24 protein-coding genes are annotated in these 25928 nt (G+C 58.1%); 11 read left to right on the forward strand and 13 right to left on the reverse strand.

Annotated features, from left to right (window positions below; genetic code table 11):
• Positions 1-23 precede the first annotated feature (23 nt).
• The 3 genes from proP (at position 24) to AB1748_RS00950 (ending at position 3704) form a co-directional block, all read left to right on the forward strand.
• Positions 24-1529, forward strand: coding sequence for a glycine betaine/L-proline transporter ProP (gene proP, locus AB1748_RS00940; protein ID WP_111139276.1), 1506 nt, complete (start codon positions 24-26; stop codon positions 1527-1529).
• 127 nt (positions 1530-1656) lie between these two features.
• Positions 1657-2634 carry a porphobilinogen synthase gene (gene hemB / locus AB1748_RS00945; protein WP_293773246.1) on the forward strand — a complete coding sequence of 326 codons (978 nt, stop codon included), beginning with the start codon at positions 1657-1659 and terminating at the stop codon, positions 2632-2634.
• Between the two features lie 101 nt (positions 2635-2735).
• The gene (locus AB1748_RS00950) at positions 2736-3704 is read left to right on the forward strand and encodes a diguanylate cyclase (protein WP_367395900.1); all 969 of its coding nucleotides are present in this window, start codon (positions 2736-2738) and stop codon (positions 3702-3704) included.
• Between the two features lie 16 nt (positions 3705-3720).
• Here the strand turns inward: AB1748_RS00950 and AB1748_RS00955 are convergent, their stop codons facing one another.
• Positions 3721-4743: an alpha/beta fold hydrolase gene (locus AB1748_RS00955; RefSeq protein ID WP_111139279.1), complete on the reverse strand. Its 1023-nt coding sequence runs from the start codon at positions 4741-4743 to the stop codon at positions 3721-3723.
• 308 nt (positions 4744-5051) lie between these two features.
• Between AB1748_RS00955 and AB1748_RS00960 the strand changes: the two genes are divergently transcribed.
• On the forward strand, positions 5052-5549 hold the full coding sequence (locus tag AB1748_RS00960; RefSeq protein WP_367395901.1) for a helix-turn-helix domain-containing protein: 498 nt from the start codon (positions 5052-5054) through the stop codon (positions 5547-5549).
• Here the strand turns inward: AB1748_RS00960 and AB1748_RS00965 are convergent, their stop codons facing one another.
• Complete coding sequence (locus tag AB1748_RS00965) at positions 5550-6209, reverse strand: epoxyqueuosine reductase QueH (RefSeq protein WP_111139281.1); 660 nt, start codon at positions 6207-6209, stop codon at positions 5550-5552.
• Between the two features lie 271 nt (positions 6210-6480).
• On the opposite strand from AB1748_RS00965, the gene AB1748_RS00970 reads away from it, so the two are divergent.
• Positions 6481-7869, forward strand: coding sequence for a sugar porter family MFS transporter (locus AB1748_RS00970; RefSeq protein ID WP_111139282.1), 1389 nt, complete (start codon positions 6481-6483; stop codon positions 7867-7869).
• 15 nt (positions 7870-7884) lie between these two features.
• Here the strand turns inward: AB1748_RS00970 and AB1748_RS00975 are convergent, their stop codons facing one another.
• The 3 genes from AB1748_RS00975 to AB1748_RS00985 all read right to left on the reverse strand — a co-directional run bounded on the left by AB1748_RS00975 (position 7885) and on the right by AB1748_RS00985 (position 9762).
• Positions 7885-8562 carry an SDR family oxidoreductase gene (locus AB1748_RS00975; protein WP_367395902.1) on the reverse strand — a complete coding sequence of 226 codons (678 nt, stop codon included), beginning with the start codon at positions 8560-8562 and terminating at the stop codon, positions 7885-7887.
• Positions 8563-8735: 173 nt separating this feature from the next.
• Positions 8736-9563 carry a hypothetical protein gene (locus AB1748_RS00980; protein WP_111139284.1) on the reverse strand — a complete coding sequence of 276 codons (828 nt, stop codon included), beginning with the start codon at positions 9561-9563 and terminating at the stop codon, positions 8736-8738.
• A gap of 1 nt (position 9564) precedes the next feature.
• Positions 9565-9762 carry a hypothetical protein gene (locus tag AB1748_RS00985; RefSeq protein ID WP_111139285.1) on the reverse strand — a complete coding sequence of 66 codons (198 nt, stop codon included), beginning with the start codon at positions 9760-9762 and terminating at the stop codon, positions 9565-9567.
• Positions 9763-10046: 284 nt separating this feature from the next.
• Here AB1748_RS00985 and AB1748_RS00990 point away from each other — a divergent pair, with 284 nt between their 5' ends.
• The gene (locus tag AB1748_RS00990; protein WP_367395903.1) at positions 10047-11033 is read left to right on the forward strand and encodes an aldo/keto reductase; all 987 of its coding nucleotides are present in this window, start codon (positions 10047-10049) and stop codon (positions 11031-11033) included.
• A gap of 6 nt (positions 11034-11039) precedes the next feature.
• Here AB1748_RS00990 and AB1748_RS00995 read toward each other — a convergent pair whose 3' ends face one another.
• Complete coding sequence (locus AB1748_RS00995) at positions 11040-12224, reverse strand: NAD(P)/FAD-dependent oxidoreductase (protein ID WP_367395904.1); 1185 nt, start codon at positions 12222-12224, stop codon at positions 11040-11042.
• 243 nt (positions 12225-12467) lie between these two features.
• Between AB1748_RS00995 and pitA the strand changes: the two genes are divergently transcribed.
• Positions 12468-13970: an inorganic phosphate transporter PitA gene (pitA, locus tag AB1748_RS01000; protein WP_367396308.1), complete on the forward strand. Its 1503-nt coding sequence runs from the start codon at positions 12468-12470 to the stop codon at positions 13968-13970.
• Positions 13971-14005: 35 nt separating this feature from the next.
• Here the strand turns inward: pitA and uspB are convergent, their stop codons facing one another.
• Positions 14006-14341: a universal stress protein UspB gene (uspB, locus tag AB1748_RS01005; RefSeq protein WP_111139289.1), complete on the reverse strand. Its 336-nt coding sequence runs from the start codon at positions 14339-14341 to the stop codon at positions 14006-14008.
• 415 nt (positions 14342-14756) lie between these two features.
• On the opposite strand from uspB, the gene uspA reads away from it, so the two are divergent.
• Positions 14757-15194 (forward strand): universal stress protein UspA, encoded by a 438-nt coding sequence (gene uspA, locus AB1748_RS01010; RefSeq protein WP_293773229.1) that lies wholly within the window; start codon positions 14757-14759, stop codon positions 15192-15194.
• 629 nt (positions 15195-15823) lie between these two features.
• On the opposite strand, the gene rsmJ is transcribed toward uspA, so the two are convergent.
• The gene (rsmJ, locus tag AB1748_RS01015) at positions 15824-16588 is read right to left on the reverse strand and encodes a 16S rRNA (guanine(1516)-N(2))-methyltransferase RsmJ (RefSeq protein WP_111139292.1); all 765 of its coding nucleotides are present in this window, start codon (positions 16586-16588) and stop codon (positions 15824-15826) included.
• Positions 16589-16596: 8 nt separating this feature from the next.
• A complete protein-coding gene (gene prlC / locus AB1748_RS01020; RefSeq protein ID WP_367395905.1) occupies positions 16597-18639 on the reverse strand; it encodes an oligopeptidase A in 2043 nt (680 codons plus the stop codon).
• A gap of 293 nt (positions 18640-18932) precedes the next feature.
• On the opposite strand from prlC, the gene AB1748_RS01025 reads away from it, so the two are divergent.
• Together AB1748_RS01025 and AB1748_RS01030 are read left to right on the forward strand one after the other, a co-directional pair.
• Positions 18933-19775, forward strand: a complete 843-nt coding sequence (locus AB1748_RS01025) for a 23S rRNA (adenine(2030)-N(6))-methyltransferase RlmJ (protein ID WP_111139294.1) — start codon at positions 18933-18935, stop codon at positions 19773-19775.
• Positions 19776-19782: 7 nt separating this feature from the next.
• Positions 19783-20601, forward strand: a complete 819-nt coding sequence (locus AB1748_RS01030) for a CPBP family intramembrane glutamic endopeptidase (RefSeq protein WP_111139295.1) — start codon at positions 19783-19785, stop codon at positions 20599-20601.
• Here AB1748_RS01030 and rnz read toward each other — a convergent pair.
• Entirely contained in the window at positions 20598-21509 is a 912-nt protein-coding gene (gene rnz / locus AB1748_RS01035; RefSeq protein ID WP_367395906.1) for a ribonuclease Z, read from the reverse strand. The genes AB1748_RS01030 and rnz overlap by 4 nt on opposite strands.
• A gap of 127 nt (positions 21510-21636) precedes the next feature.
• Between rnz and gorA the strand changes: the two genes are divergently transcribed.
• Positions 21637-22989: a glutathione-disulfide reductase gene (gorA, locus tag AB1748_RS01040; RefSeq protein WP_111139297.1), complete on the forward strand. Its 1353-nt coding sequence runs from the start codon at positions 21637-21639 to the stop codon at positions 22987-22989.
• A gap of 111 nt (positions 22990-23100) precedes the next feature.
• On the opposite strand, the gene AB1748_RS01045 is transcribed toward gorA, so the two are convergent.
• The 3 genes from AB1748_RS01045 to AB1748_RS01055 form a co-directional block, all read right to left on the reverse strand.
• Entirely contained in the window at positions 23101-23997 is an 897-nt protein-coding gene (locus AB1748_RS01045; protein WP_140917398.1) for an alpha/beta hydrolase, read from the reverse strand.
• 168 nt (positions 23998-24165) lie between these two features.
• Positions 24166-24510: a hypothetical protein gene (locus AB1748_RS01050; protein WP_111139299.1), complete on the reverse strand. Its 345-nt coding sequence runs from the start codon at positions 24508-24510 to the stop codon at positions 24166-24168.
• Between the two features lie 23 nt (positions 24511-24533).
• Entirely contained in the window at positions 24534-25880 is a 1347-nt protein-coding gene (locus AB1748_RS01055; protein ID WP_293773212.1) for a sodium:proton antiporter, read from the reverse strand.
• Positions 25881-25928 lie beyond the last annotated feature (48 nt).

The following is a 25928-nucleotide window of genomic DNA, read 5'->3' on the forward strand; positions in this document are numbered from 1 at the left end:
GTGTTCCATTACAGGGTAATTCTATGAAATTGCGTAGGAAGCGTGTAAAACCAATTGGGATCAATGATGTCACCATCATTGATGATGCCCGTTTACGTAAAGCCATCACCGCAGCCTCTCTGGGTAACGCGATGGAGTGGTTCGACTTTGGTGTTTATGGCTTTGTTGCCTATGCGCTGGGTAAAGTCTTCTTCCCCGACGCGTCACCGGGTGTGCAGATGATCGCAGCACTGGGCACCTTCTCCGTGCCCTTCCTGATCCGTCCGCTGGGTGGTCTGTTCTTCGGTATGCTGGGCGACAAATATGGTCGCCAGAAAATTCTCTCTATCACCATTATCATCATGTCGGTCAGTACCTTCTGTATCGGCCTGATACCTTCTTATGCCTCTATCGGCATCTGGGCACCGATTCTGCTGCTGCTCGCCAAGATGGCGCAGGGCTTTTCGGTGGGTGGTGAGTACACCGGCGCCTCGATCTTTGTCGCCGAGTATTCGCCTGACCGTAAACGCGGCTTTATGGGAAGCTGGCTCGACTTTGGCTCCATCGCAGGCTTCGTGCTGGGCGCGGGCCTGGTGGTACTGATCTCCTCGATTATCGGCGAAGCCAACTTCCTTGAGTGGGGCTGGCGTCTGCCGTTCTTCGTGGCGCTGCCGCTGGGGATTATCGGTCTTTACCTGCGCCATGCGCTGGAAGAGACCCCGGCCTTCCAGCAGCATGTGGATAAGCTGGAACAGGGCGACCGCGAAGGCCTGCAGGATGGCCCGAAGGTGTCGTTTAAAGAGATTGCGACCAAACACTGGCGCAGCCTGCTCTCCTGTATCGGTCTGGTTATCGCCACCAACGTCACCTACTACATGCTGCTGACGTACATGCCGAGCTACCTGTCTCACAACCTGCACTACAGCGAAGATCACGGCGTGATGATCATCATCGCCATCATGATCGGTATGCTGTTTGTTCAGCCGATGATCGGCATGATGAGTGACCGTTTTGGCCGTCGTCCCTTTGTGATTATCGGCAGCCTCGCCCTGATGATCTTCTCGATTCCCGCCTTCATGATGATCAACAGCGGCGTGCTGGGTATGATTTTTGGCGGTCTGCTGCTGATGGCGGTGATCCTCAACGCCTTTACCGGTGTGATGGCCTCTTCCCTGCCAGCGATGTTCCCGACGCACATCCGCTACAGTGCGCTGGCCAGTGCGTTTAACATTTCGGTGCTGATTGCCGGTCTGACGCCAACCCTGGCGGCCTGGCTGGTTGAAACCACGGACAACCTCTACATGCCTGCCTACTATCTGATGGTGGTGGCCGTGATTGGTCTGATTACCGGTCTGTTCATGAAAGAGACGGCGAACAAGCCGCTGAAAGGCGCAACGCCGGCCGCCTCTGACATGGAAGAAGCGCGCGAAATTCTGCAGGAGCATCACGATAACATCGAGAACAAAATCGAAGATATCGACGCAGAGATCGCCCGTCTGGAAGCGAAACGTAAAAACCTGGTGCAGCAGCACCCGGATATCAACGAGTAATCGTTCTGCTCTCCCGCCGCCCGGCGGGAGAGCACTTTTCCCCGCGCACGACCGCACACAAACCTTCATGCTCCGCAGGCAAAGAGAGTAAACTGTCGTTACTTTTTTCACCTGTGTAAGAATGAAAATGTCTGATTATTCCCTTATCCAGCGCCCAAGAAGATTGCGCGCCAGCGCCCCGATGCGTGAACTGTTCCAGGAGTCTTCGCTGAGCCTGAACGATCTGGCTCTGCCTATCTTTGTTGAAGAAGAAGTCGACGATTACAAACCGATTCAGGCGATGCCTGGCGTGATGCGAATCCCGGAAAAGCGTCTCGCGTATGAAATCGAGCGCATCGCTAAAGCGGGCATCCGCTCGGTGATGACCTTTGGTATTTCACACCATACCGATGCCACCGGCAGCGATGCCTGGAATGAAAACGGTCTGGTGGCGCGCATGTCCCGCATCTGCAAGGAGACCGTGCCGGAAATGATCGTGATGTCCGACACCTGTTTCTGCGAATACACCAGCCACGGCCACTGCGGCGTGCTGTGCGATCACGGTGTCGATAATGACGCCACCCTGGCTAACCTGGGCAAACAGGCAGTCGTCGCAGCCGCAGCCGGTGCCGATTTTATCGCCCCGTCAGCCGCGATGGATGGTCAGGTGGAAGCGATCCGTCGGGCACTCGACGCGGCGGGCTTTACCCGGACGGCGATCATGTCCTACTCCACCAAGTTCGCCTCGTCGTTCTACGGGCCGTTCCGCGAAGCCGCTGGCACCGCGCTGAAAGGCGACCGTAAAACCTATCAGATGAACCCGATGAACCGCCGGGAAGCGATCCGTGAATCCCTGATCGACGCGGCACAGGGTGCCGATTCGCTGATGGTGAAACCGGCGGGTGCCTATCTGGATATCCTGCGCGATATCCGTGAGCGCACCGAACTGCCGCTGGCGGCTTATCAGGTCAGTGGCGAATACGCGATGATTAAATTTGCGGCCCAGGCCGGTGCCATTGATGAGCGTAATGTGGTGCTGGAAAGCCTCGGTGCGATCAAACGTGCCGGTGCAGACCTCATTTTCAGCTATTTCGCCCTTGATCTCGCAGAACAAAAAGTGCTCTGATCCCCTCCTCATAAAGAGCGTGGTCGCTATGCCGCGCTCTTCTTCTCCGCCGTAAGGCAAACACCAGAACCTGGTTTCAGCTCAAACAAAAGGTCTCTGTGATGAAAGCACCTGGAATTCCTGCCGATGAGGCACAACGTTTATCGCAGTTGCGTGCGCTGAACATCATGAACACCCCAGCGGAAGAGCGTTTCGATCGTCTGACCCGCCTGGCGCGCCGCCTGTTTGACGTTCCTGTCGCGTTAGTCAGTCTGCTGGAAGCTGACCATCAGTGGTTTAAATCCGCCCAGGGCTATGAACCTGCAGGATCGCCACGCAACATCTCCTTCTGCGGTCACGCCATCCTGCAGGATGAGATCATGATCGTTGAAGATACGCACAATGATGTCCGCTTTCATGATAATCCGCTGGTGACCGGCGAGCCACACATCCGCTTTTATGCGGGCTGTCCGCTGCGCGCGCCGGGCGGTGCAAAGATGGGGACGCTCTGCATCATCGGTCGTGAGCCGCGTCAGTTTAACGAAGAGGATCTGGCCACCATGCGTGACCTGGCGGCAATGGCTGAAGCGGAGCTGGTCGCGTTTCAGACCGCCACCTGCGATGAACTGACGCAGATTACCAACCGGCGCGGTTTTATGACGCTGGGACAGATGGTGCTGAATGAGTGCCGGATGAAAAACCGCCCCGCCTGTCTGACCTTTCTCGATCTCGACAGGTTCAAGCAGATCAATGACACCCTGGGCCACTGCGAAGGCGACCGCGCGCTGATGGACTTTGCTGATGCGATGAAAGTGGTATTTAAGCACTCCGATCTGTTTGCCCGTCTGGGCGGTGATGAGTTTGTGGTGCTGCTGAACGGGCGATGCCAGCAGCAGAGTGAAGCTCTGTTAGCGCAGTTTGCCCGCTACCTGCGCCAGCAGTCTGTCAGCCTGAATCGGCGCTATCAGCTGCAATTCTCTTCCGGCGTCGTGGAGTTTGATCCGGCCCATCCGCAAACCCTGGAGCAGTTGCTGCACGACAGCGATCAGCAGATGTACCGGAGCAAAAAGCAGAAGCGGGCCACGGCATAAGGCCGGGCCCGGCGGTTCAGGGGCGCGCCAGATCGTCGAGCAGCGTCTGGTTAAATGTCGCCGGCGCCTCCATCTGTGGCGCGTGTCCCATGCCAGGAAATTCGATTAACCGCGCGCCCGGAATGCGTTGAGCCGCCGCTTTACCCAGGACCGCATATTTTCCCAGTTGCGCTCTGACCGCCGGTGAGGCGATGTCGCTGCCGATTGCGGTGGTATCGGCGGTGCCGATCATCAGCGTCGTGGGCACCTTCAGGTCACCCAGCTCATAGAACACGGGCTGCGTGAAGATCATGTCGTAGAGTAAGGCGGAGTTCCAGGCAACCTTCTGATGCCCTGGCCCCCCGTTGAGGCCCGCCAGCATATCGACCCAGCGATCGTATTCCGGTTTCCAGCGTCCGGCATAGTAAGTCTGCTGCTCATATTTCCGGATGCCCGCAGCGCTGAGCCTGAGCTCGCGCTGATACCACTGATCGACGGAGCGCCACGGTGCGCCCTTCGCCTTCCAGTCCTCCAGCCCGATCGGGTTAACCAGCACCAGCTTCTGCGTCTGATCCGGATACATCAGGGCATAGCGGGTAGCCAGCATTCCGCCCGTGGAGTGACCGATGATCACCGCCTGTTTCACCCCCAGCCGGGCAAGCAGCTGATGGGTATTGTCGGCCAGCTGCTGGAAACTGTACTGGTAGCGATCGGGCTTGGTGGAACTGCAGAATCCAATCTGGTCGGGCGCGATTACACGATACCCCTGCTGACTCAGCACCCGAATCGTCTCTTCCCAGGTCGCGCCGCAGAAGTTTTTGCCATGCATCAGCACCACCGTTTTGCCGTTGGCCTGTTGCGCCGGTCTGACATCCATATAGCCCATGCTCAGCGACTGCTGCTGGGAGTGAAACTCAAAATGGTGCAGCGGCCAGGGATAGGTAAAGCCTTCCAGCTGTTCGCCATACACCGGCGTGGCACTGGCAGAGGCCGGTGCAGATAAAGCCAGCAAGGTGAGCAAAGCGGCAAGCGGTTTTTTCAACGCGTATGTCGGGCTCATCCGGGGTTCTCCTGATGAAAGATGAACCCTAAGCCTGGCATGTCACCGTCAGAAATCTATTGATGCGACGTGCGATAGCGATAATGAGAAAACGTGTTTTCTGATAATGTAGCGCGGCGAATTATTTTTATTTCATTACTTCATAATTATCAACACATCAATTACAACTCATCCTTTTTATTAAAAAAGGATGGTCAAATGAACATCTCTCGAAATAAATATTAAAATACTGAAAAATCTTTTACGCAAGGAATAAGCACATTAAGATAAATAATTCATCATTGCCGGACCTGAAACAGGGAGGCTCTATGACCGACAATAAACATAACGAAAGCGTAATTATTTCTATAACCGAGTGGATTAATCACAATCTCGATCAGCGTTTAAGCGTGGACGATATTGCAGAAAAAGCGGGTTACTCAAAATGGTATTTACAGAAGCTCTTTGCCCGTTATCACAATGAAACGCTGGCGCGCTATATCCGCAAGAAAAAGCTTAACGCCAGCGTGAATGATTTAAAGAACAGCCACGCCCCGATCATCGCGCTGGCGCTGAAATACCATTTCGAAAGTCAGCAATCTTTTACCCGTTCATTCAGGCAGATCATGGGCTGCACGCCCAGCGCCTGCCGGAAGCGTCAGCTGAGCGACGCGGCAAAGCAACAGCCGGGCTATACGGATAACCCCTGTGCGCAGTGCAGTTACGGGCAACACGACAGCGGACCGGACGGCAGCGTTACGCTGCGGCCGGTGATGACCGCCACGCACGGCCATGCACAGGCCGCGACCTGTCGCAACGCAGGATAATCAGGACTCATCAGGCTGATAATATTGCACACCAATCTGAATACGCTCACGTCCCTGGGCGACGCGATGACGATTGGTGTCGCGCAGGGAATAGACACAGCCGCAATACTCCTGCTGATAGAAACTTTCGCGCTTGCTGATTTCAATCATGCGCGCCGAACCGCCGCCTTTACGCCAGTTAAACTCCCAGTAAAGCAGGTCCGGATAGGCCGCCGCGGCGCGTACACCGCAGCTGTTAATCTGTTTCATATCTTTCCAGCGCGAAATCCCCAGGCAACTGGTCATGACCGGGAAGCCGTTCTCATGCGCATAGAGTGCCGTACGCTCGAAGCGCATATCAAAGCACATGGTGCAGCGCTCGCCCCGTTCCGGCGACCACTCCAGTCCGCGCGCGCGCTCAAACCAGTTATCCCGATCGTAGTCAGCATCCACAAAGGGCACGCCAAACTTTTCGGCAAAGCGGATGTTCTCCTCTTTACGCAGTTCATACTCTTTAAGTGGATGAATATTCGGGTTGTAGAAATAGATCGTGTAATCAATGCCGGAGGCCAGCATCGCTTCCATGACTTCGCCCGAACAGGGCGCGCAGCAGGAGTGCAGCAGGACTTTGTTATGACCGCCTGGCAGAGGCAGTGGCTGACGCTGGAAAGGTTCAGACATAAGCACCTTCAATCAATGGCAGAAAAGCGGCAGTGTAATGCCGCAGGCGGAGAGTTGCAAAAGCCACCCTTTCCTGCCCGGTTTTGCGTAATCGTGCCCCACTTCCCTTTTCCCGCCATTGGGCCATCCCGCTGATCTCTGGCGTTTTCTTTTCGCCATCCCTTCTGCCAGGCAGGGTGATGCGTAAAAGTGTGATCGGCACCACACCAGCATCAGCTATGTTTACATAACGTTAACAATATTGACATAACATCGGCGCAGGGAGACTCGCATGGGAGCAGCTAAACGATCGGGACATCAACAGAACCGCTTTACCTGGTTCGTCTGTTTTATGGCGGCGCTGTCCGGCCTGCTGTTTGGCCTGGATATCGGCGTGATTGCCGGTGCCCTGCCATTTCTGGCGAAGGATCTGCAGATCACTAATCATCAGCAGGAGTGGGTGGTCAGCGCGATGATGTTTGGTGCGGCGCTGGGTGCGCTGGCTGCAGGCTGGATGTCGTCAAAGCTGGGCCGTAAAAAAAGTATGCTGGCGGGCGCGACGCTGTTTGTCGTCGGTTCGCTGTGGTCGGCCTTCTCTCCCGATGTCACCTCGCTGGTCTGCGCCCGCGTGATGCTGGGTCTGGCTGTCGGAATCGCCTCTTATACCGCCCCGCTCTACCTGGCGGAGATCGCGCCGGAACGGATTCGCGGCTCCATGATCTCGATGTATCAGCTGATGCTGACCACCGGCATTGTGGTGGCCTATCTCTCTGATACCGCCTTCAGCTACAGCGGCAACTGGCGCGCCATGCTGGGTATTATCGCTATTCCGGCGGTAATCCTGTTTATCGGCGTGCTGTTTCTGCCGAACAGCCCGCGCTGGCTGGCCGCCCACGGTCGCTTTAATGAGGCGCAGCGGGTGCTGGATCGCCTTCGCAACAGCAGTGAGCAGGCGCGCGAAGAGCTGGAAGAGATCCGCGAGAGCCTGCAGGTGAAGCAGCGCGGCTGGTCACTGTTCCGCTCGAACACCAATTTCCGCCGCGCGGTGTGGCTGGGGATGCTGCTGCAGGTGATGCAGCAGTTTACCGGCATGAACGTGGTGATGTACTACGCGCCGAAGATCTTTAACATCGCCGGTTTCTCCAGCACCAGCGAGCAGATGTGGGGCACGGTGGTTGTCGGGCTGGTCAACATGCTGGCGACCCTGATTGCCATCTTCTTTGTGGATCGCTGGGGACGTAAACCGATGCTGACCACCAGTTTCCTGGTGATGGCGATCGGAATGGGGGCGCTGGGCACGCTGCTGCACGTCGGCGTGGAGACAGATTTCCGCAAATACTTTGCCGTCGCGATGCTGCTGATGTTTATTGTGGGCTTCGCTATGGCGGCCGGGCCGGTGATCTGGCTGCTCTGCTCAGAGATTCAGCCGCTGAAAGGGCGTGACTTCGGTATCACCGCCTCCACGACCACCAACTGGGTCGGCAATATGATTGTGGGCGCGACCTTCCTGACGCTGCTGGACCAGCTGGGCAACGCCAATACTTTCTGGTTCTACGGTGCGCTCAACCTGGTGTTTATTCTGCTGACGCTGATGCTGGTGCCCGAGACCAAGCATGTGACGCTGGAGCACATCGAACGCAATCTGATGAAGGGCAAAGCACTGCGTGATATCGGGGCGTAACCGCCCCGCGTCAGCCTACCATTGCAGCGTCTGGCCAGCGTAGTCGACATAGTGATGGCCACCGCGCCCCCGCCAGTGGGCGAGCTGCTGAACAATGCCCGCTGCGCTCTCTTCGGCGGTCAGGGGCGCACTCTCACCGCCCATATCCGTTTTTACCCAGCCGGGATGCAGCGTCAGCAGCGTCCCGCGCTGCGCGTCAACCGCGCCTGTCAGCGTGCGGCTCAGCATATTCAGCGCGGCTTTGCTGGCCGCGTAGATCGGCATCTGCGCCGTGGGGTTTTCGTTCAGGCTGCCGAGCTGCGAGGAGGTGATCGCCAGCACGCCCTCCGGCTGCAACAGCGGCAGCAGGATCTCTGCAGTGCGCACCGGTGCAATCGTATTGGTCAGGAACAGCTGTGCCAGCGCCTGATCGTCACTCTGTAACAGCGACTGATGCGCAGGGCCGCTGATCCCGGCGTTGATCAGCATCGCCGCAAACGTCCCTTTATGCAGCTGGCCGGCAAGCTGCTGTACCGCCGCCGTGTCGGTCATCTCCAGCGCATGCCATCGGATGCCAGAGTGGTTGCCCTGCGCCGGTATGCCGCTGCGGTGCGTGGCCGTAACCTGCCAGCCCTCATCGGCAAACGCCCGGGCGACGGCCAGACCAATGCCGCGCGATGCACCAATAATCAGAATCTCTTTTTGCTGAGCCATATTCACTCCTGGTTGATTGTCTCATGACAAGCTTAACCGCTAATCCGCTCAGGCCATGGCCAGGTGTGCTGTCTGGCGGAGAGTGCGCCTCTGCCAGGGCAGCGCGCGGGTAGGGAGAGGTCAATGTATCTGATTGTCCTCTGGCCTGCGGTCAGAGGAACCCATGGAACGGTTTAATCCGGCGTGTCCCGGCTTTCTGCATCCGGGCGGTCGCCATCCTCGGTGCCCTGGCTCTTTTCGACCTCCTGGGGATGTCCCATGGAGAGCGCGGTGGCACTGGCAGGATCGAACAGCGACAGGCTCTCAATCTGGTCAACCATGATCACTTTGCGGAACGACATTGCATCCTTAGGCGATGAGTCGAGCGTGATGTTGTGCTCGGCGTACCATTTGCTGTAGTTGTGCTCCACCGCCAGCTTCAGCGTCTTGCTGTCGCGATACCCGCTCAGCATCGGGATCAGCACAATGTTCTTGGTGCTCTCATACTCAAAGGTGGAGGCGTGCACCATGCCGATATAGATACGGCGTGACTTCAGGGTAATCCACGCCAGCTCCCCCTCTTCCATGCACTGAAACAGCAACTGCTCTACGCCGTTGGAGCGCGAAAGGCGCTGATAGAGATCTTTACGACCGGAGACGTTGAGCCGCGCGCTGCCTGCCCAGTTCGAGCGATAGAGGCAGAGCAGAATGGCAAAGGCGAGCATGACCACCACCGGTGCCTGGATGCCGAGAAAGCTCCAGTTCATAAACTCCACCTGCCACTTCAGATGGACGCCAGGGATCATCTGTACGGCATTGGCGATGCCGGAGACGCAGAGCAGCAGCAGCCAGACCAGCCCGGTCGCGAATACCCCCTGCAGAACGAAGATACAGCCGTAGAGCGCCACCAGGAAGTAGACATCCCAGCCTGACGAGCGGCGGATTTTAAAGCGGCTGTTTAAATCACGGCTGGTATACCAGTAACCACTGACCATCAACACCATAAATATCGCGGTACCCACCTCATACTCCCTTTAACGTGTTCACATGGCGGGCAAAATCTTCATGGACTTCCTCGCTCAGCGTATTGACTGAGATATTGCCGTTCTCATCAATGATGATCCGCTCACCTTCCGCGATCGAGTCGTTGATATCCTGACGGCTCATGATCTGCAGAAACTTCTCGGGACTGGCAAAGACCGACGAAATAAATTTAAACATGGCGATCCACCTGGTAGCCTGAAAACATGAAGTATGTGACCGAATCCACACTCTCGCCTGTTTAATTTCAGGTGAAATTTCTTAAAATCAATTAATTAGCGAAGCGGTGAAGGCCCGAACGCCGCCGTTTTTCCCGGAAAACGTCAACGTTACCAGCAGCCTGCCGATGCGCTGCACCGCGACGATCTGCCGCATCATCCGGTCGCCTCTGCGCCGGAAAGCGCTAAGCTCAATGGTTAGCCCTCTTCTGTCACCCTGTCTGAAACGCATCGAGGAATGTTTGCATGAAACTACGAACACTGGGCCGTACCGGTCAGCGCGTCTCTGAAATTGGTTTTGGCGCATGGGCCATTGGCGGCACCTGGGGAGAAGTGAGCCTGGAGGATGCCAGAGCAGCCCTCAACGCTGCGCTGGATGCGGGCATAACCTTTATTGATACCGCCGATGTCTATGGCGATGGCCGCTCCGAAAAAATCATTGCTGAGGTGCTGAAGGCGCGCGGCGGGGAACGCCCGTTTGTGGCCACCAAGCTGGGCCGTCGCCTCTCGCCCCACGTCGCCAAGGGCTACACGGCAGAAAACCTCAACGCCTTTATCGACCGCTCACGGGAAAATCTGCAGACCGACACCCTGGATCTGGTGCAGCTGCACTGCCCGCCCACCGAGGTTTACTACAATCCGGACGTGTTCGCGGTAATGGATGAGATGGTGGCCGCCGGGAAGATCCGTCATTACGGCGTGTCCGTTGAAAAGGTCGAGGAAGGTCTGAAAGCGCTGGAATTTCCCAACGTCTCGTCGATTCAGCTGATCTACAACATTTTCCGCCAGCGTCCGGCGGAACGGCTGCTACGCGAAGCGAAACAACGTGAAGTGGCAATCATCGCCCGTGTGCCGCTGGCCTCTGGCCTGCTGACCGGTAAGATGCGCGCCGACAGCGTGTTCGCTGCGGACGATCACCGCAGCTTTAACCGTAATGGTGAAGCGTTCGATAAAGGCGAGACCTTCTCAGGCGTGCCGTACGAGGTTGCCCTGGAGGCGGTCGAGGAGATTCGGCGGCTGGTGCCGGGTGATATCACGATGGCGATGTTTGCGCTGCGCTGGATCCTGATGAATGAGGATGTCAGCGTGGTGATCCCTGGCGCGAAGAACCGTGAGCAGGCGGAAGCCAACGCCCGCGCCAGTGACGTTGAGGCGCTCTCTGCGGAGACAATGACCGCGCTGAAGCAGATCTATCAGGAGAAAATTGCACCGCATGTGCATCAGCGCTGGTAAACCGGCTTACAACGCCTGGGCGCAGGCCCAGGCGGAACTCCAGGCCCACTGGAAGTTATAACCGCCCAGCCAGCCGGTGACATCGGCGACTTCACCGATAAAGTAGAGTCCCGGCATCGTGCGCGCCTCCATCGTTTTTGAGGAGAGTTGGGTGGTATCGACGCCGCCGAGCGTCACTTCCGCCGTCCGGTAGCCCTCGGTGCCATTGGGCTGGATGCGCCAGGCGTGCAGCGCCTGCGCCAGCTCGCTCTGCTGTCTGCTGTTAAGCTGCTTCAGGGTGACATCCGGCACCCTCTTCATCCCCTGTAATACTTCCACCAGCCGCTTCGGCAGGATCTTCGCCAGGCTGTTTTTCAGGCTCAGGTTCGGGTGCGCGTTGCGCTGGGCCGTCAGAAACGCCTCCAGCGGCGTAGCGGGCGACAGATCGATCGTAACGAACTCACCCGGCAGCCAGTAGCTGGAGATCTGCAACACCGCCGGGCCGGAGAGGCCTCGGTGGGTGAACAGCATCGCCTCTTTAAAGCGGGTGCCATCCTGCGCGTCGATGGTGGTATCCAGCGCAACGCCTGACAGCGTCTGTAACTGCTCCAGCAGCGGTTTATGCAGGGTAAAGGGCACCAGCGCCGCCCGCGTCGGATAGACGCTCAGGCCGAACTGCTCCGCGATTTTATAGCCAAACGGCGAGGCACCCAGGCCTGGCATCGACAGACCGCCGCTGGCGATCACCAGCTTCTGCGCCTGAACCGTGCTGCCGTTGAGTTGCAGCGTATAACCGCTGTCGTCGCGCGCCACGCTAAGCACCTCGCTGCGCAGCCGCAGCGTCACGTTCCCTTTGTCGCATTCGGCCAGCAGCAGATCGACAATCTGCTGCGCCGAGTCGTCGCAGAAGAGCTGACCCAGGGTTTTCTCATGCCAGGCGATGCCGTGGCGATTCACCAGATCGATAAAATCCCACTGGGTGTAACGCGCCAGCGCGGATTTACAGAAGTGGGGATTGTGCGACAGATAGGCCGCCGGTTCGGTGTAGAGATTGGTGAAATTGCAGCGGCCACCGCCAGACATCAGAATCTTGCGTCCGGGCTTTTTGCCATTATCCAGCAGTAACACGCGGCGCCCCCGCTGCCCGGCCTGAGCGGCACAGAACAGCCCTGCGGCACCGGCACCAATGATGATAACGTCAAACTGTTCCACTGCGGTTCACTCACTTTACTGGAAAGGCGCAGATTGTAGTGATCTGCTCACGGAGACGCCAGCGTCAAAAAATTGCCGTAAATGTGTCATATTGTATCTGACTGATATCTGACCCTTTTTCACCCAGCTGACTGTTACTCTTACGACGAAAGGTCAAATCAGAACTATATTTTGCTTTCCCATACCGCACGTTGTCGCGGATAATGCGCCGCGTTCATGTCCTCCAAAAATGGCGTAACGTTTATGCTACATTTGTTTGCTGGTCTAGACCTCAGTACTAGCCTGTTATTGGTTCTTGCCCTGCTGTTTGTATTGTTTTACGAAGCAATCAACGGTTTTCACGACACGGCCAACGCAGTTGCGACGGTCATCTATACCCGTGCCATGCGGGCCCAGCTTGCTGTGGTCATGGCCGGTGTATTCAACTTCCTTGGCGTACTGCTCGGTGGATTGAGCGTCGCATACGCTATCGTTCACATGCTTCCCACCGATCTGCTGCTGAATGTTGGATCGGCGCACGGTCTCGCCATGGTGTTCTCTATGCTGCTGGCGGCGATTATCTGGAACCTCGGTACCTGGTATCTCGGGCTGCCTGCCTCCAGCTCCCATACGCTGATCGGCGCTATCATCGGTATCGGCCTGACCAATGCTCTGATGAGCGGAACCTCGGTCGTTGATGCGCTCAACATCCCGAAAGTGCTGAATATCTTCCTCTCGCTGATCCTGTCGCCGATTGTCGGTCTGGTGCTGGCGGGTGGCCTGATCTTTATTCTGCGCCGCTACTGGAGCAACACCAAAAAGCGGGCGCGCATTCATATGACGCCTGCTGACCGCGAGAAGATCGACGGCAAGAAAAAGCCACCGTTCTGGACCCGTATCGCCCTGATTGTTTCGGCAATTGGCGTGAGCTACTCGCACGGCGCGAACGATGGTCAGAAAGGAATTGGCCTGATCATGCTGGTATTGATCGGGGTAGCACCGGCCGGTTTTGTGGTCAATATGAACGCCTCCGGTTATGACATCACGCGTACCCGCGATGCGGTCAATCATCTGGAGCAGTACTATCAGCAGCATAACGCATCGCTGACGCACATCATCCAGATGGCACCGCCTGCGCTGCCAACACCGGAAGAAGTGCCTGCGAGCAGCCCGAAAGAGTTCCACTGTGACAGCGCGCGGACACTGCAGGCGGTACAGGGTGCACAGGTGCTGCTGAACAATCTGCAGAGCTACGACCAGCTGACCGTAGACCAGCGCGGTCATATGCGTCGCCTGCTGCTCTGTATCTCTGATACCGCCGATAAAGCAGCCCGTCTGCCGGAAACCTCAGCGGATGACAAACGCTTCCTCAACAAACTGAAAAGCGACCTGCTTGGCACCATCGAGTATGCGCCGATCTGGATTATTGTGGCCGTCGCGCTGGCGCTGGGCACCGGTACGATGATTGGCTGGCGCCGTGTTGCCACCACCATCGGTGAGAAGATTGGTAAAAAAGGGATGACCTATGCGCAGGGTATGTCAGCGCAGGTGACCGCCGCGCTGTCGATTGGCATTGCCAGCTACACCGGGATGCCTGTCTCCACCACGCACATCCTCTCCTCTTCGGTGGCCGGTACGATGCTGGTCGACGGCGGCGGATTGCAGAGCCGGACCATCAAGAATATCGCTATGGCGTGGGTCTTCACCCTGCCGGTCTGTATTCTGCTCTCCGGTTCGCTCTACTGGATTGCCCTGAAACTGGTGTAATCTCCGCGAAAAAGGGCGACTCAGGTCGCTCTTTTTTAATGCCAGATCGCCAGTCCCACCAGACTGATCACCACCAGCCCGCACAGTGCACTGGTCAGAATAAACTGTCCTCTAACCCGCTCACAGCGCCGGATGAATTCATCATCATGGTGGTCAAGGTAACGCTTTGCCCAGATATAGGTCACCAGCCGCACCTGTTTGCTCGGCTGGCCGTGAGAAGTGAAAAATCCCGCACCATCGACATACTGATACAGCAGCGGATCACAGCCCCGCAGAACCGCCAGCAGCGCGCGCAGCGATGAAAAATAGCGCGCCATATTTACGATACATACCACACAAAGCGCCCAGAAAAGTGCAATAGTGCTGATCATTTTCTCCCCCTCCCGGCCGGAATCGCAGCCACAGACCCCGCATCATGCACTGAGCCCGCCTGCCGATATAACCCGCCACTGAATCACCGGACTGCCAAAGTTTTCGACCCCCTGAGCGGCTGCGAATCGGACCGCCTTTTTTCAGTGTAGGAGAAATCTTTACATTTTTTCCAACGATGATTTTCGTTCAGCGCGAGTAAATTCTGAACAGCCTTGATCTGCTGCACAAGCCAGGCGGCAACGGCAGCATTTGCGGTGAGAGAAGGCTATACTCAGGGGATAACAACATCATCACCTGCAACGCAGGCAGACACGTTGGTGGCGCTCATCGCCCGCTCGCGCAAGGGATTTCGCTAAGCTGTGACGCGGCAGGAACACTGGATGCCATCCTTAATCTCGTGAAAGGAGTTTTATCATGGCTTATAAACACATCCTGATTGCAGTAGACCTTTCCCCGGAAAGTCAGTTGCTGGTGGATAAGGCCGTCTCGCTGGCTCGCCCCTACGATGCCAGAATTTCCCTGATTCACGTTGATGTGAATTACTCCGACCTCTACACCGGCCTGATCGATGTCAATCTGGGGGATATGCAGAAGCGGATCTCCGAAGAGACCCATACCGCGCTGAAAGGGTTGTCAGACGCGGCAGGTTATCCTGTCAGTGAGACGCTGAGCGGCAGCGGCGACCTGGGGCAGGTGCTGGTGGATGCGATTAAGAAATATGATGTCGACCTGGTCGTGTGTGGTCATCATCAGGATTTCTGGAGCAAGCTGATGTCCTCTGCCCGCCAGCTGATCAATACCGTGCACATCGACATGCTGATTGTGCCGCTACGCGATGAAGAGGACGCATAATCCCCGTTTCTGAAAGCCGGCACCCGCCGGCTTTTTTCATGCAGGAAGACTATGACCCGTGCCTGGTTAATTCCTGACAGCAAAAGGGAACTTATCAAAGTATTACGATAGGCAAAGATAACGGCATTCGTTGTCTTTTTCTGGCTTGCTTGTTTTCTTTACACAGGAGAGCAGCGCGAAAGAGTCGCTTTAACTGATTCAGAGAAACTAATAAGGATATTAACGATGAGAGAAATTAACCCGGCAGAAATAACGGTGGTCAGTGGCGCCTGCCTCGTCGGTATGATGGGTGACGTCAGCCAGTGCGAAATGAATGTTCCGGAATTAATGAACAAGGTTATCGCCCCCGATACCCGCTCACCGTTCCGGAAACAAACTGGAACCCGTCAGAGATCCGTCCTCCTGTCGCCGTTGTGCCACCGACGTTTCTGGACAATCTGTTAAATTAAGCGTCCCGCAGAACCCCGGCTGAAGCATTATGCCGCGATAACGCGAAGCGTTTATAAAGCATGGCTGAAATTATTCAGCCATGCTTTATTTCATCCGTCACATGATGAGATGCGCGTTAAGAACCCGGTACGGCAGCGTGCCAGATAAACCGGGCGGGCGCGCTGGTGAAAGCGGGCAGATTAGGATGCGGGCGGAGCCGCCAGCGGGGGATAGATATCGAAGCGATGACTTTTCGTGACCACCGCCGCCTGCGTCTCCACCCCTGCCAGCGGCGGGGCGTAGTCTGGCCGTTTGACCACGATGCGCTTCTTCGCCAGCCGACGGGCCGGTTCCAGTAACGCATCCGCATCTTCATCGGGGCCAACCAGCGACTGGAATACCCGCATCTCTTTTTTTACTAGCGCACTTTTCTGGCGATGGGGATACATCGGGTCAAGATAGACCACATCGGGCTGAGGCGTAATCTCGCCCAGCGCCTGCGCGCTGGCAGCATGGATCAGCGTCAGCCTTTCGCGCAGCCAGGGACCGATTTCCGCATCCTGATAACCGCGCTGCAGGCCATCGTCCAGCAGTGCAGCCACCACCGGATGGCGTTCCAGCATCCGTACCCGGCAACCCAGTGCCGCCAGCACAAATGCATCCCGCCCCAGCCCGGCCGTGGCGTCAACCACATCCGGCAGATAGCTGCCTTTAATGCCAACCGCTTTCGCCACGGCTTCGCCGCGCCCGCCACCAAAGCGACGGCGATGCGCCATCGCGCCAGTGACAAAATCAACAAAAATGCCGCCCAGCTTTGGCTCATCGCGCTTGCGCAGCTCCAGATGCGTGGCCGTCTGCACCAGGGCCAGCGGCGTGGCGTCATCGTGCTCCAGCAGCCAGCGTTGCGCTAAACGTGATAAGGCGCCGTTTCCGGCGCCCGATTCATCAAGTAAACAGATTTTCACGAACCGACTTATCCCTGAATGCCGTAATGTTCCAGCATCGCATCGAGCTGCGGCTCACGGCCGCGGAAGCGTTTGAACAGCTCCATCGGCTCTTCGGACCCCCCGCGCGTCAGGATATTATCCAGGAACGACTGACCGGTTTCACGGTTGAAGATGCCCTCTTCTTCGAAGCGGGAATAGGCGTCGGCCGCCAGCACGTCGGCCCACAGATAGCTGTAGTAACCGGCAGCATAGCCCCCTGCGAAGATATGGCTGAAGGCGTGCGGGAAACGGCCCCATTCCGGGCTCGGAACGACCGCCACGCGGCTTTTCACTTCGCGCAGGGTTTCCAGGATCTGCGCGCCTTTCTCCGGGTTAAACTCGGTGTGCAGACGGAAGTCGAACAGACCAAACTCAAGCTGACGCAGGATAAACAGTGCCGCCTGGTAGTTTTTGGCCGCCAGCATTTTATCCAGCAACGCTTTCGGCAGCGGCTCGCCCGTTTCATAGTGTCCAGAGATAAACGCCAGCGCATCCGGTTCCCAGCACCAGTTTTCCATAAACTGACTTGGCAGTTCTACCGCATCCCACGGCACCCCGTTGATACCCGATACGCCCGGCGCTTCGATGCGGGTCAGCATGTGGTGCAGGCCGTGACCAAACTCATGGAACAGAGTAATCACTTCGTCATGGGTAAACAGCGCCGGTTTGCCTTTTACCGGGCGGTTAAAGTTACAGGTCAGGTAGGCGACCGGCTTCTGCAGGCTGCCATCAGCTTTACGCATCTGACCTACGCAGTCATCCATCCAGGCCCCGCCGCGCTTGTGCTCACGGGCATAGAGGTCGAGGTAGAAGCTGCCGCGCAGTTCACCGGTTTCATCGAACAGATCGAAGAACTTCACGTCAGGATGATAAACCTCGACGTCGGTGCGCTGCTTCGCCGTGATGCCGTAAATGCGTTTTACCACTTCAAACAGACCGGCGACGGCCCGCTCTTCCGGGAAGTAAGGACGCAGCTGCTCGTCGCTGATGGTGTAGAGATGCTGCTTCTGTTTTTCACCGTAATAGGTGAGATCCCACGGATTGAGTTCCGTCACACCATGCTCTTTCCGGGCGAAGGCGCGCAGCTGCTCCAGCTCTTTTTCGCCCTGCGGACGGGCGCGTTCCGCCAGGTCATTCAGGAAGTCGATCACCTGAGACGGGCTCTGTGCCATTTTAGTCGCCAGCGATTTATCGGCGTAGGAATCAAAGCCCAGCAGCTGTGCCAGCTCGTGACGCAGCGCCAGCTCTTCCGCCATGACAGGGCCGTTATCCCACTTACCGGCGTTCGGTCCCTGATCGGAGGCGCGTGTTGCGTAGGCGCGATACATCTCTTCACGCAGCGCGGCGTTGTCGCAGTAGGTCATAACCGGCAGATAGCTTGGGATATCCAGCGTCAGCAGCCAGCCTTCCTGCTCTTTGGCTTCGGCCTGGGCTTTCGCCGCGGCCAGCGCGCTTTCCGGCATCCCCGCCAGTTCGCTTTCGTCGGTGATCAGCTTGCTCCAGCCCATGGTGGCATCCAGCACGTTATTGCTGTAGACCGATCCCAGTTCGGAGAGGCGCGCGGCGATCTCGCCATAGCGCTGCTGCTTCTCTTTGGGCAGACCGATACCGGAAAGTTCGAAATCACGCAGGGCGTTATCGACCGCCTTCTTCTGCGCCAGATCCAGCGCAGCATACTCGTCGCTCGCTTTCAGGCTGCGATAAGCCTGATAGAGGCCCTCATGCTGACCGACCCAGGTGCTGTATTCAGAGAGCAGCGGCAGCGTCTGCTCATAGGCTTCGCGCAGCTCCGGGCTGTTTTTCACGGAGTTAAGGTGGCTGACCGGGGAGAAGATGCGGCTCAGGCGATCGTCGGTTTCCGCCAGCGGCTGAACCAGGTTATCCCAGGTGTAGGGCGCGCCCTGCGCCACGACTTTTTCAACTTCTGCGCGACACTGGCTGAGTACTTCCGTCACGGCAGGCACCACATGTTCAGGCTGGATGGCAGAAAAAGGGGGAAGCGTAAAAGATGTCAGTAGCGGATTGGTCATAGCGCAGTCCTTTATGGATGTATGGGGCGCAGCGGGTCGCGCCACGCAATCTAAGTAACATGCGGCTTAGTGTAGCGAAAATCAATGGCAGCCAGAGAGAGGTGGGGAAGAAACGCGCCGATTTGTTCTCTCGCTTTCGACCCATCACCCCGTCATCCCTGATATAATCGCGGATTCTCATGCTTTTCCTGCGTCGGTTGCTGTGCGTCGTTCTGTGGGTAATACGTGAGGTAATAATTGGGATAAATTGATTTTCCATCAATTAAAACCTTATACATTCAACAGGATAAACAATGCTGAGTTATCGCCATAGCTTCCATGCCGGCAACCATGCCGACGTGCTGAAGCACACCGTTCTGAGCCTGATCATCACGGCGCTGAAAGAGAAAGAGAAACCCTTTTTCTACCTGGACACCCATGCCGGTGCCGGCCGCTACCAGCTCAGCGGCGAACACGCCGAGCGTACCGGTGAATATCTGGAAGGGATCGCCCGCATCTGGCAGCAGCCCGACGCACCCGCACTGCTGCAGCCCTATTTTGACGCGATCGGCGCGCTGAATCGCGGCCCCGCGCTGCGTTACTATCCCGGCTCCCCGCTGATCGCCCGTCACCTGCTGCGTGAAGATGACAAACTGCAGCTCACCGAACTGCACTCCAGCGACTATCCGCTGCTGCGTAACGAATTCAGCAAAGACAACCGCGCCCGCGTCGATCGCGCCGACGGGTATCAGCAGCTGAAAGCGAAGCTGCCCCCGCTGTCGCGTCGCGGTCTGGTGCTGATCGATCCGCCGTATGAGATGAAAAGTGACTATCAGGCGGTCGTGAAAGGGATCCAGGAAGGCCACAAACGTTTCGGCACCGGCATCTTCGCGCTGTGGTATCCGGTGGTATTACGCCAGCAGATCAAGCATATGCTGCGCGACCTGGAAGCGACCGGCATTCGCAATATTCTGCAGATCGAGCTGGCAACCCGTCCGGACAGCGATCAGCGCGGCATGACCGCCTCCGGCATGATTGTGATCAACCCGCCGTGGAAGCTGGCCGATCAGATGAACACCGTGCTGCCGTGGCTGCACAAAAAACTGGTTCCGGCAGGCACAGGTCACTTCGTGGTAAACCAGATCGTCCCTGAATAACGCCACGATGTGGATGCTGCTGGCGGCCGCACTGGCCGCTCTGCAACCCGCCCGGCGGCTGGCGCTGCTGCTGTCAGCCTTCGCCGCGCTGGCGGGGTTTTATCATCAGGTCCTGACGTGGCCGGTTCTGCCGCTGCTGGCCGGCACCGCCGCGCTGGTTGCGCTGCACCGCGATGACCCAGCCCGTTCCCGATATGCCCTGCTGCGCGAAGCGCTGCTGCTGCTGATCGCGCTGGGGCTGCTGCTCCATCTCTTTCCCGGCTTTCACAATCCTGTTCAGGTCGATGCGGTTAAGGTGGGTCCACATAGCCTGCCGTTCAGCTTCTCCTTTAATATCGATAAGGCGCTGATCCCCTTCGTGCTGCTGGCCTGCCTGCCGACGCTGTTCCGCGCCCGGGCCTGCCCGCCGCGTTATCCGTGGATCGCGGCGCTGGCGCTCATCGCCGCCGTGCCGCTGCTGCTCTGCTGCGCCGTGCTGCTGGGCGGTCTGGCGTTTGAGCCGCACCTTCCATCGTGGCTGCCCGCATTTATGCTGGCGAATCTGTTTTTTGTTTCGCTGGCCGAAGAGGCGCTGTTTCGCGGCTATCTGCAACAGCGGCTCCGGGCGGCACTGGGAGGCGTGCCCGCGCTCGCGATCAGCGCACTGCTGTTCGGGCTGGCGCATCTCACCGGCGGCGTACTGCTGGTGATTTTTGCCACCCTGGCGGGCCTGCTGTATGGCCTGGCGTGGCACTGGAGCGGCCGGTTATGGCTGGCGACCGCCCTGCACTTTACCCTTAACCTCACTCATCTGCTGCTCTTTACCTATCCGGCACTTCAGCACTAAACCGTGAAAACGGCCAGATCCGAAGCCAGCTCGGTGCAGGGAAAAATCGTCTGACACTCCGCCAGCAGGCGGCTCATGTCTCTGGCCAGATAGCGGGAGCTGAAATGGGTGGCGATCAGCCGTTTTGCCCCGGCGCGTTTCGCCAGATCGGCGGCCTGCAGGGTGGTGGAGTGGCCGCGTCCGTTGGCCTTTTCCACCATCGCCGCCTCCAGCGTGGTTTCATGCACCATCAGATCAACATCCGCCGCCAGTTGCAGCGCGGCCTCGGTAGGGGCGGTGTCGCCAAAGATAGCCAGCTTTTTGCCAGGCGTCGCCGGCCCCAGATAGTCCGTGCCGTTGATCACCCGGCCATCCTCCAGCGTGACGCGCTCGCCCTGTTTGAGCTGCTGAAACCACGGCCCGCGTGGCACCCCTTCGGCCTTAAGCCGCGCCGCATCCAGCAGGCCGGGTTTGTCATGCTGCTCAATGCGGTAGCCGTAGCACTCTACCGGATGGCTCAGCGGCCAGGCGCTGATGCGGAAGGCCCCGTCATCCAGCGTCCAGCCCGCCTCAATCTCGACGATCGTCAGCGGATAGTCGGTGTAAGAGCCGCTGATCGACAGCGCCGTCTCCACAAAGGTTTTTAACCCCTTTGGCCCGTAAACCGTCATCGGTGTGGTCAGCCCGGCCATCGATCGGCTGGTGAGCAGGCCCGGCAGCCCGAAAATATGATCGCCATGCAGATGGGTGATAAAAATTCTGTCCACTTTGCCCGGTTTCAGGCTGGAGCGCATAAACTGTAATTGCGTGCCCTCCCCGCAGTCGAACAGCCAGGTTTCACCGCTCTGCGCACGGGTAAAAGCAATGGATGTCACGTTACGTTGCAGGCTGGGAGCACCGCCGCCGGTGCCAAGAAAAGTGAGGTGCATGGTATGCTTCCCTGTCAGCGATGAAAAAACAGAACCCTATTACAATCATAGGCGCAAACTTTGCGTCATTTCGACCCGCAGCGTTACACTCAACCCCAATTTTTTATGCAACCGGATGGATACTTCAATGACCCGACATTTCGACTATCTCGCCATTGGCGGCGGCAGCGGCGGTATCGCCTCAATTAACCGTGCGGCTATGTATGGCCAGAAATGCGCCCTGATTGAAGCGAAAGAGCTGGGCGGCACCTGCGTGAACGTGGGTTGCGTGCCGAAAAAGATCATGTGGCACGCCGCGCAAATCGCTGAGGCTATCCATCTTTACGGCCCGGATTACGGCTTCGACACCACCGTGAACCGCTTCGACTGGGCCACGCTGGTGAAAAACCGCAGCGCCTATATCGATCGTATCCACAACTCCTATGACAACGTGCTGGGCAAAAACAAAGTCGAAGTAATCAAAGGCTTTGCCCGCTTCGTCGATGCGCACAGCGTGGAAGTTAACGGCGAGATCATCACCGCTAACCATATCCTGATCGCCACCGGCGGTCGTCCGGTTCACCCGTCGATTCCGGGTGCGGAATATGGCATCGATTCCGACGGTTTCTTCGAGCTGGATGCGCTGCCAGAACGCACAGCGGTGATCGGTGCAGGCTACATCGCGGTCGAGCTGGCGGGCGTGGTGAACGCGCTGGGCTCAGAAACCCACCTGTTCGTGCGTAAGCATGCGCCGCTGCGCAGCTTCGATCCGCTGCTCTCCGAAACGCTGGTCGAAGTAATGAACACCGATGGCCCGACGCTGCACACCGAAGCCGTGCCGGAATCGGTGACGAAGAATGAAGATGGCAGCCTGACGCTGCGGCTGGAAAACGGCAGCGAATACACCGTGGATTGCCTGGTCTGGGCGATCGGCCGTGAGCCGGCGACCGACAACCTCAATATTGACGCTGCAGGCGTGGCGCTGGACGACAAAGGCTATATCCGCGTCGATAAATTCCAGAACACCAATGTCTCCGGCGTCTATGCGGTGGGCGATAACACCGGTGCGGTCGAGCTGACGCCGGTCGCGGTGGCCGCAGGCCGTCGTCTCTCTGAGCGTCTGTTTAACAACAAGCCGGATGAGCATCTGGATTACAGCAATGTGCCGACCGTGGTCTTCAGCCATCCGCCGATTGGCACCGTCGGCCTGACCGAGCCGCAGGCGCGCGAACAGTATGGCGACGATCAGGTCAAAATCTACAAATCATCGTTTACCGCGATGTACAGCGCGGTGACTCAGCATCGTCAGCCGTGCCGCATGAAGCTGGTCTGCGTGGGTGCCGATGAGAAGATTGTCGGGATTCACGGTATCGGATTCGGCATGGATGAGATGCTGCAGGGCTTCGCCGTGGCGCTGAAGATGGGCGCGACCAAGAAAGACTTCGACAACACCGTGGCGATCCACCCGACCGCCGCGGAAGAGTTTGTGACCATGCGCTAAGCCGCACGGGCTTCAGCAACAGAACAGGCGGCTCCGGCCGCCTGTTTTTTTTATCTCTCTGCCGCCTGCCAGGTTTACTGAGCGTGCAGCCCTGCACCGCACCAGAGCCCCTCAGCCGACCCGATCCAGCCAGCGGACATACGCCTGATCCCATAACGCCGCGGGCGTTCCCGCCTTGCCCAGACCAAATCCATGCCCGCCTTTGCTGATCTGAATCAGCTCAACCGGCACGCGATTGCGGCGACAGGTGTCGCGCATCAGCTCGGTATTAAAGGGATTGGAGGTGTGATCGTCCTCGGCCTGCGCCAGAAACGTCGGCGGATAGTGCCGGGTCACAAAGTTCTGTACCGACCAGTTCGCCTCATCCTGCGGCGTGGCATTTTTGCCGACCATCATCAGATGGGTGTTGGTGTGCTGATAAGGCGCTTCCAGGGTAATCACCGGATAGATCAGCCCCACGCTATCAACGCCAGGCACCACCTCATCCAGCGAATCGATGGCGGGATAGGATTGAAAGTCCGGCCGCGCCGCCGCCAGCCCCAGCAGATGCCCGCCTGCCGAGAAGCCCAGCACATGCACCCTGCGTTCGAAAGATCGCACCAGCCGGATGGCGCGCTGCGCATCCTGCAGCGGTGCCAGCCGGCCCGCCTGCCACTTCTCATGCGGCAGCCGGTAGCTGAGCACATAGGCGGTGTAGCCACTGGCGTTGAGCCAGCGCGCCACCGGCCAGGCTTCGCGTGCCATGCCGATCCAGCGATAGCCGCCGCCAGCGGCGATCAACACCGCCTCGCCATTGGGATTCTCGGGCTTAAAACGCTGAATCGCCGGGCTGACGATATTCGACCATGAACCGGTACTGTTAATCCGCAGCTGACCCGATGGGCCGCCGCCGCCGGGCGGATCGTCCGGCCAGAGGGGAATAATGTCATCGCGGGCAAATAATTTGCCGGTGGTCATGGAGAGCCCAAGCGCTCCCGTGCCGAGAATAAAGCGTCGACGCGTAATCATAATGCCTGTTAAGTGATGCCAGAGTAATAAGCCAGCCGTTGCGGCGGGCTGAAGGAGAATCAACAGATGCAAGGCGGATGCCATGGCTGGCGATTATGTACGCAATGTCCCCTGAAAAGCCATAAAAAAACGCGCCCGGCAGGCGCGTTTTTCTCTGATGCCGCGCGGTTAATCTTCCTGCTGGAACTGCGCCATGACCGCCTGTTCACACTGCTGTTCATTGACGCGCAGTTTGGCGCGCTCATCGTCACCCAGCTGCAGCCAGGCGCTGGCGACTTCACGCGCCGACTCTTCATCAAATTCGGGCTGATTCATCGCCGACGGCGACTGGCTGCTCGCTACAGCCGACTTCATCTGTTCGACATAGTGATCCGCCGTCGCGACCTTTTTTTCGCCGCTGACGATGTGGCACAACTGGCTGGCATAGACATTCTGTTCTGTGTCAGCGTCGTCCGCCGCCAGCGCACTGCCGGACGCGAGGATACTCAGCAGCACTATCTGAGTCACTTTCATTTTTTAACTCCTGTTCTTGCGGGTTAAGCCTTGCGCTGAAGGGCTTCAATGCGTTTCTGACGCCAGTTCAGCAGCGACGTCACGGTGGTGCCGTGGATCACCACGCTGCAGACCACCAGTGTTAACGCCATGTTCGTCATGATTTCCATCTGCGGGCCTTCCATGCCGTGCGTCCAGGCGTAGGCGATGTAGTTCAGGCTGCCTATCCCCCGGATGCCCAGCCAGCCGATCAGCAGGCGCTGCCCCAGCGGCAGCCCGGCGCGCAGCGTCACCAGCCACACAGCCAGCGGCCGCACCACGACGAACAGCGCCAGCCCGAGCAGCACGCCGTAGAGATTCCAGTGCTGCGCCAGCGTCACGCCCAGCACCACCATCATGCCAGCCGCCAGCAGACGTTCAATAGTATCGCCAAAAGAGAGGGCGTCGCCTACCACAAACCCAATCGATTTCACCATATTGCTGTCGCCCTGATGTGCCAGCCGCTTGTTGGGATTGACCAGCGCCTCAGAGGGGAGCACCCGCTCGTCGTCGGAGAGATCGTCGGGCTGATGACGCCGGAAAACGCCCAGCTCCGCCCGGCGCAGCCCCAGCCCGGCGGCAAAGGCGGCCAGGAAGCCGGAGGCACCCAGCCACTCCACCAGCGAATAGCTCAGCGCGATCAGCGCCAGCGCCAGGAAATCGTTGGGGGCGACATCGCCATTGGCATTGCGCAGACGGGTCGCCAGCACGCCAATCAACTGCCCCAGCACAAACCCGATGATCAGCCCGCCGCCAATCGCCCAGATCACCTCGACCGCGCCCCAGTGCGCCAGCATCGCGCCGCTCAGGCTCTCGCCATTGAACAGCAGCAGCGCCAGCATCAGCAGCGGCAGCGCGGAGCCATCATTCATGCCCGCTTCGCTGGAGATCGCCACCCGCAGCGAATCATCATCCTGCGCATCATTCACCGAGATTAAGCTCGCCAGCACCGGATCGGTGGGCGCGACGATCGCCCCAAATGCCAGCGCGATCGGCCACGCTAATCCCACCACGTAGTGCGCCAGCAGGGTCATCGCCGCCACCGTCAGCAGCATGGCGGGAAATGCCAGCTTCAGCCCGGTGTGCCAGCAGTGATTCTGCAGCGGCAGGCGCAGCTTAAGGCCGGTGATGAACAGCGAGGCGGCCATGGTGATCTCGGTGATGTGCGCCACGGCTTCAGAGTGGGTAACGATATCGATATGGATAAGGTCAAAGCCCCACGGCCCGCAGAGTATCCCGGCGATAAGAAACAGGCCAAATGAGGTCACGGGTCCCCGGTGAATCCATCCGGAAGCCAGTGACATCAGCAGCAGAAGGCCGCCCGTCGCTGCTGTCCAGGCTAAAAAGTTCATAACACTCCAGATTATTTCGGGTTTATGAATAAGCCTGGCACATTTTTT

The sequence above is a fragment of the Pantoea sp. Ep11b genome, assembly GCF_040783975.1.
Classification (GTDB): Bacteria; Pseudomonadota; Gammaproteobacteria; order Enterobacterales; family Enterobacteriaceae; genus Pantoea.

What these genes read in the sequence shown, in the direction of transcription:
- AB1748_RS00970 (WP_111139282.1), top strand. Translation starts at nt 6,481, where the DNA reads ATGGGAGCAGCTAAACGATCGGGACATCAACAGAACCGCTTTACCTGG.
- AB1748_RS01055 (WP_293773212.1), bottom strand. Translation starts at nt 25,880, where the DNA reads ATGAACTTTTTAGCCTGGACAGCAGCGACGGGCGGCCTTCTGCTGCTG.
- AB1748_RS00960 (WP_367395901.1), top strand. Translation starts at nt 5,052, where the DNA reads ATGACCGACAATAAACATAACGAAAGCGTAATTATTTCTATAACCGAG.
- AB1748_RS01030 (WP_111139295.1), top strand. Translation starts at nt 19,783, where the DNA reads ATGTGGATGCTGCTGGCGGCCGCACTGGCCGCTCTGCAACCCGCCCGG.
- proP (WP_111139276.1), top strand. Translation starts at nt 24, where the DNA reads ATGAAATTGCGTAGGAAGCGTGTAAAACCAATTGGGATCAATGATGTC.
- AB1748_RS00975 (WP_367395902.1), bottom strand. Translation starts at nt 8,562, where the DNA reads ATGGCTCAGCAAAAAGAGATTCTGATTATTGGTGCATCGCGCGGCATT.
- uspA (WP_293773229.1), top strand. Translation starts at nt 14,757, where the DNA reads ATGGCTTATAAACACATCCTGATTGCAGTAGACCTTTCCCCGGAAAGT.
- AB1748_RS01050 (WP_111139299.1), bottom strand. Translation starts at nt 24,510, where the DNA reads ATGAAAGTGACTCAGATAGTGCTGCTGAGTATCCTCGCGTCCGGCAGT.
- gorA (WP_111139297.1), top strand. Translation starts at nt 21,637, where the DNA reads ATGACCCGACATTTCGACTATCTCGCCATTGGCGGCGGCAGCGGCGGT.
- AB1748_RS00955 (WP_111139279.1), bottom strand. Translation starts at nt 4,743, where the DNA reads ATGAGCCCGACATACGCGTTGAAAAAACCGCTTGCCGCTTTGCTCACC.
- AB1748_RS00965 (WP_111139281.1), bottom strand. Translation starts at nt 6,209, where the DNA reads ATGTCTGAACCTTTCCAGCGTCAGCCACTGCCTCTGCCAGGCGGTCAT.
- hemB (WP_293773246.1), top strand. Translation starts at nt 1,657, where the DNA reads ATGTCTGATTATTCCCTTATCCAGCGCCCAAGAAGATTGCGCGCCAGC.
- rnz (WP_367395906.1), bottom strand. Translation starts at nt 21,509, where the DNA reads ATGCACCTCACTTTTCTTGGCACCGGCGGCGGTGCTCCCAGCCTGCAA.
- prlC (WP_367395905.1), bottom strand. Translation starts at nt 18,639, where the DNA reads ATGACCAATCCGCTACTGACATCTTTTACGCTTCCCCCTTTTTCTGCC.
- AB1748_RS01045 (WP_140917398.1), bottom strand. Translation starts at nt 23,997, where the DNA reads ATGATTACGCGTCGACGCTTTATTCTCGGCACGGGAGCGCTTGGGCTC.
- AB1748_RS00950 (WP_367395900.1), top strand. Translation starts at nt 2,736, where the DNA reads ATGAAAGCACCTGGAATTCCTGCCGATGAGGCACAACGTTTATCGCAG.
- AB1748_RS01025 (WP_111139294.1), top strand. Translation starts at nt 18,933, where the DNA reads ATGCTGAGTTATCGCCATAGCTTCCATGCCGGCAACCATGCCGACGTG.
- AB1748_RS00990 (WP_367395903.1), top strand. Translation starts at nt 10,047, where the DNA reads ATGAAACTACGAACACTGGGCCGTACCGGTCAGCGCGTCTCTGAAATT.
- uspB (WP_111139289.1), bottom strand. Translation starts at nt 14,341, where the DNA reads ATGATCAGCACTATTGCACTTTTCTGGGCGCTTTGTGTGGTATGTATC.
- pitA (WP_367396308.1), top strand. Translation starts at nt 12,468, where the DNA reads ATGCTACATTTGTTTGCTGGTCTAGACCTCAGTACTAGCCTGTTATTG.
- AB1748_RS00985 (WP_111139285.1), bottom strand. Translation starts at nt 9,762, where the DNA reads ATGTTTAAATTTATTTCGTCGGTCTTTGCCAGTCCCGAGAAGTTTCTG.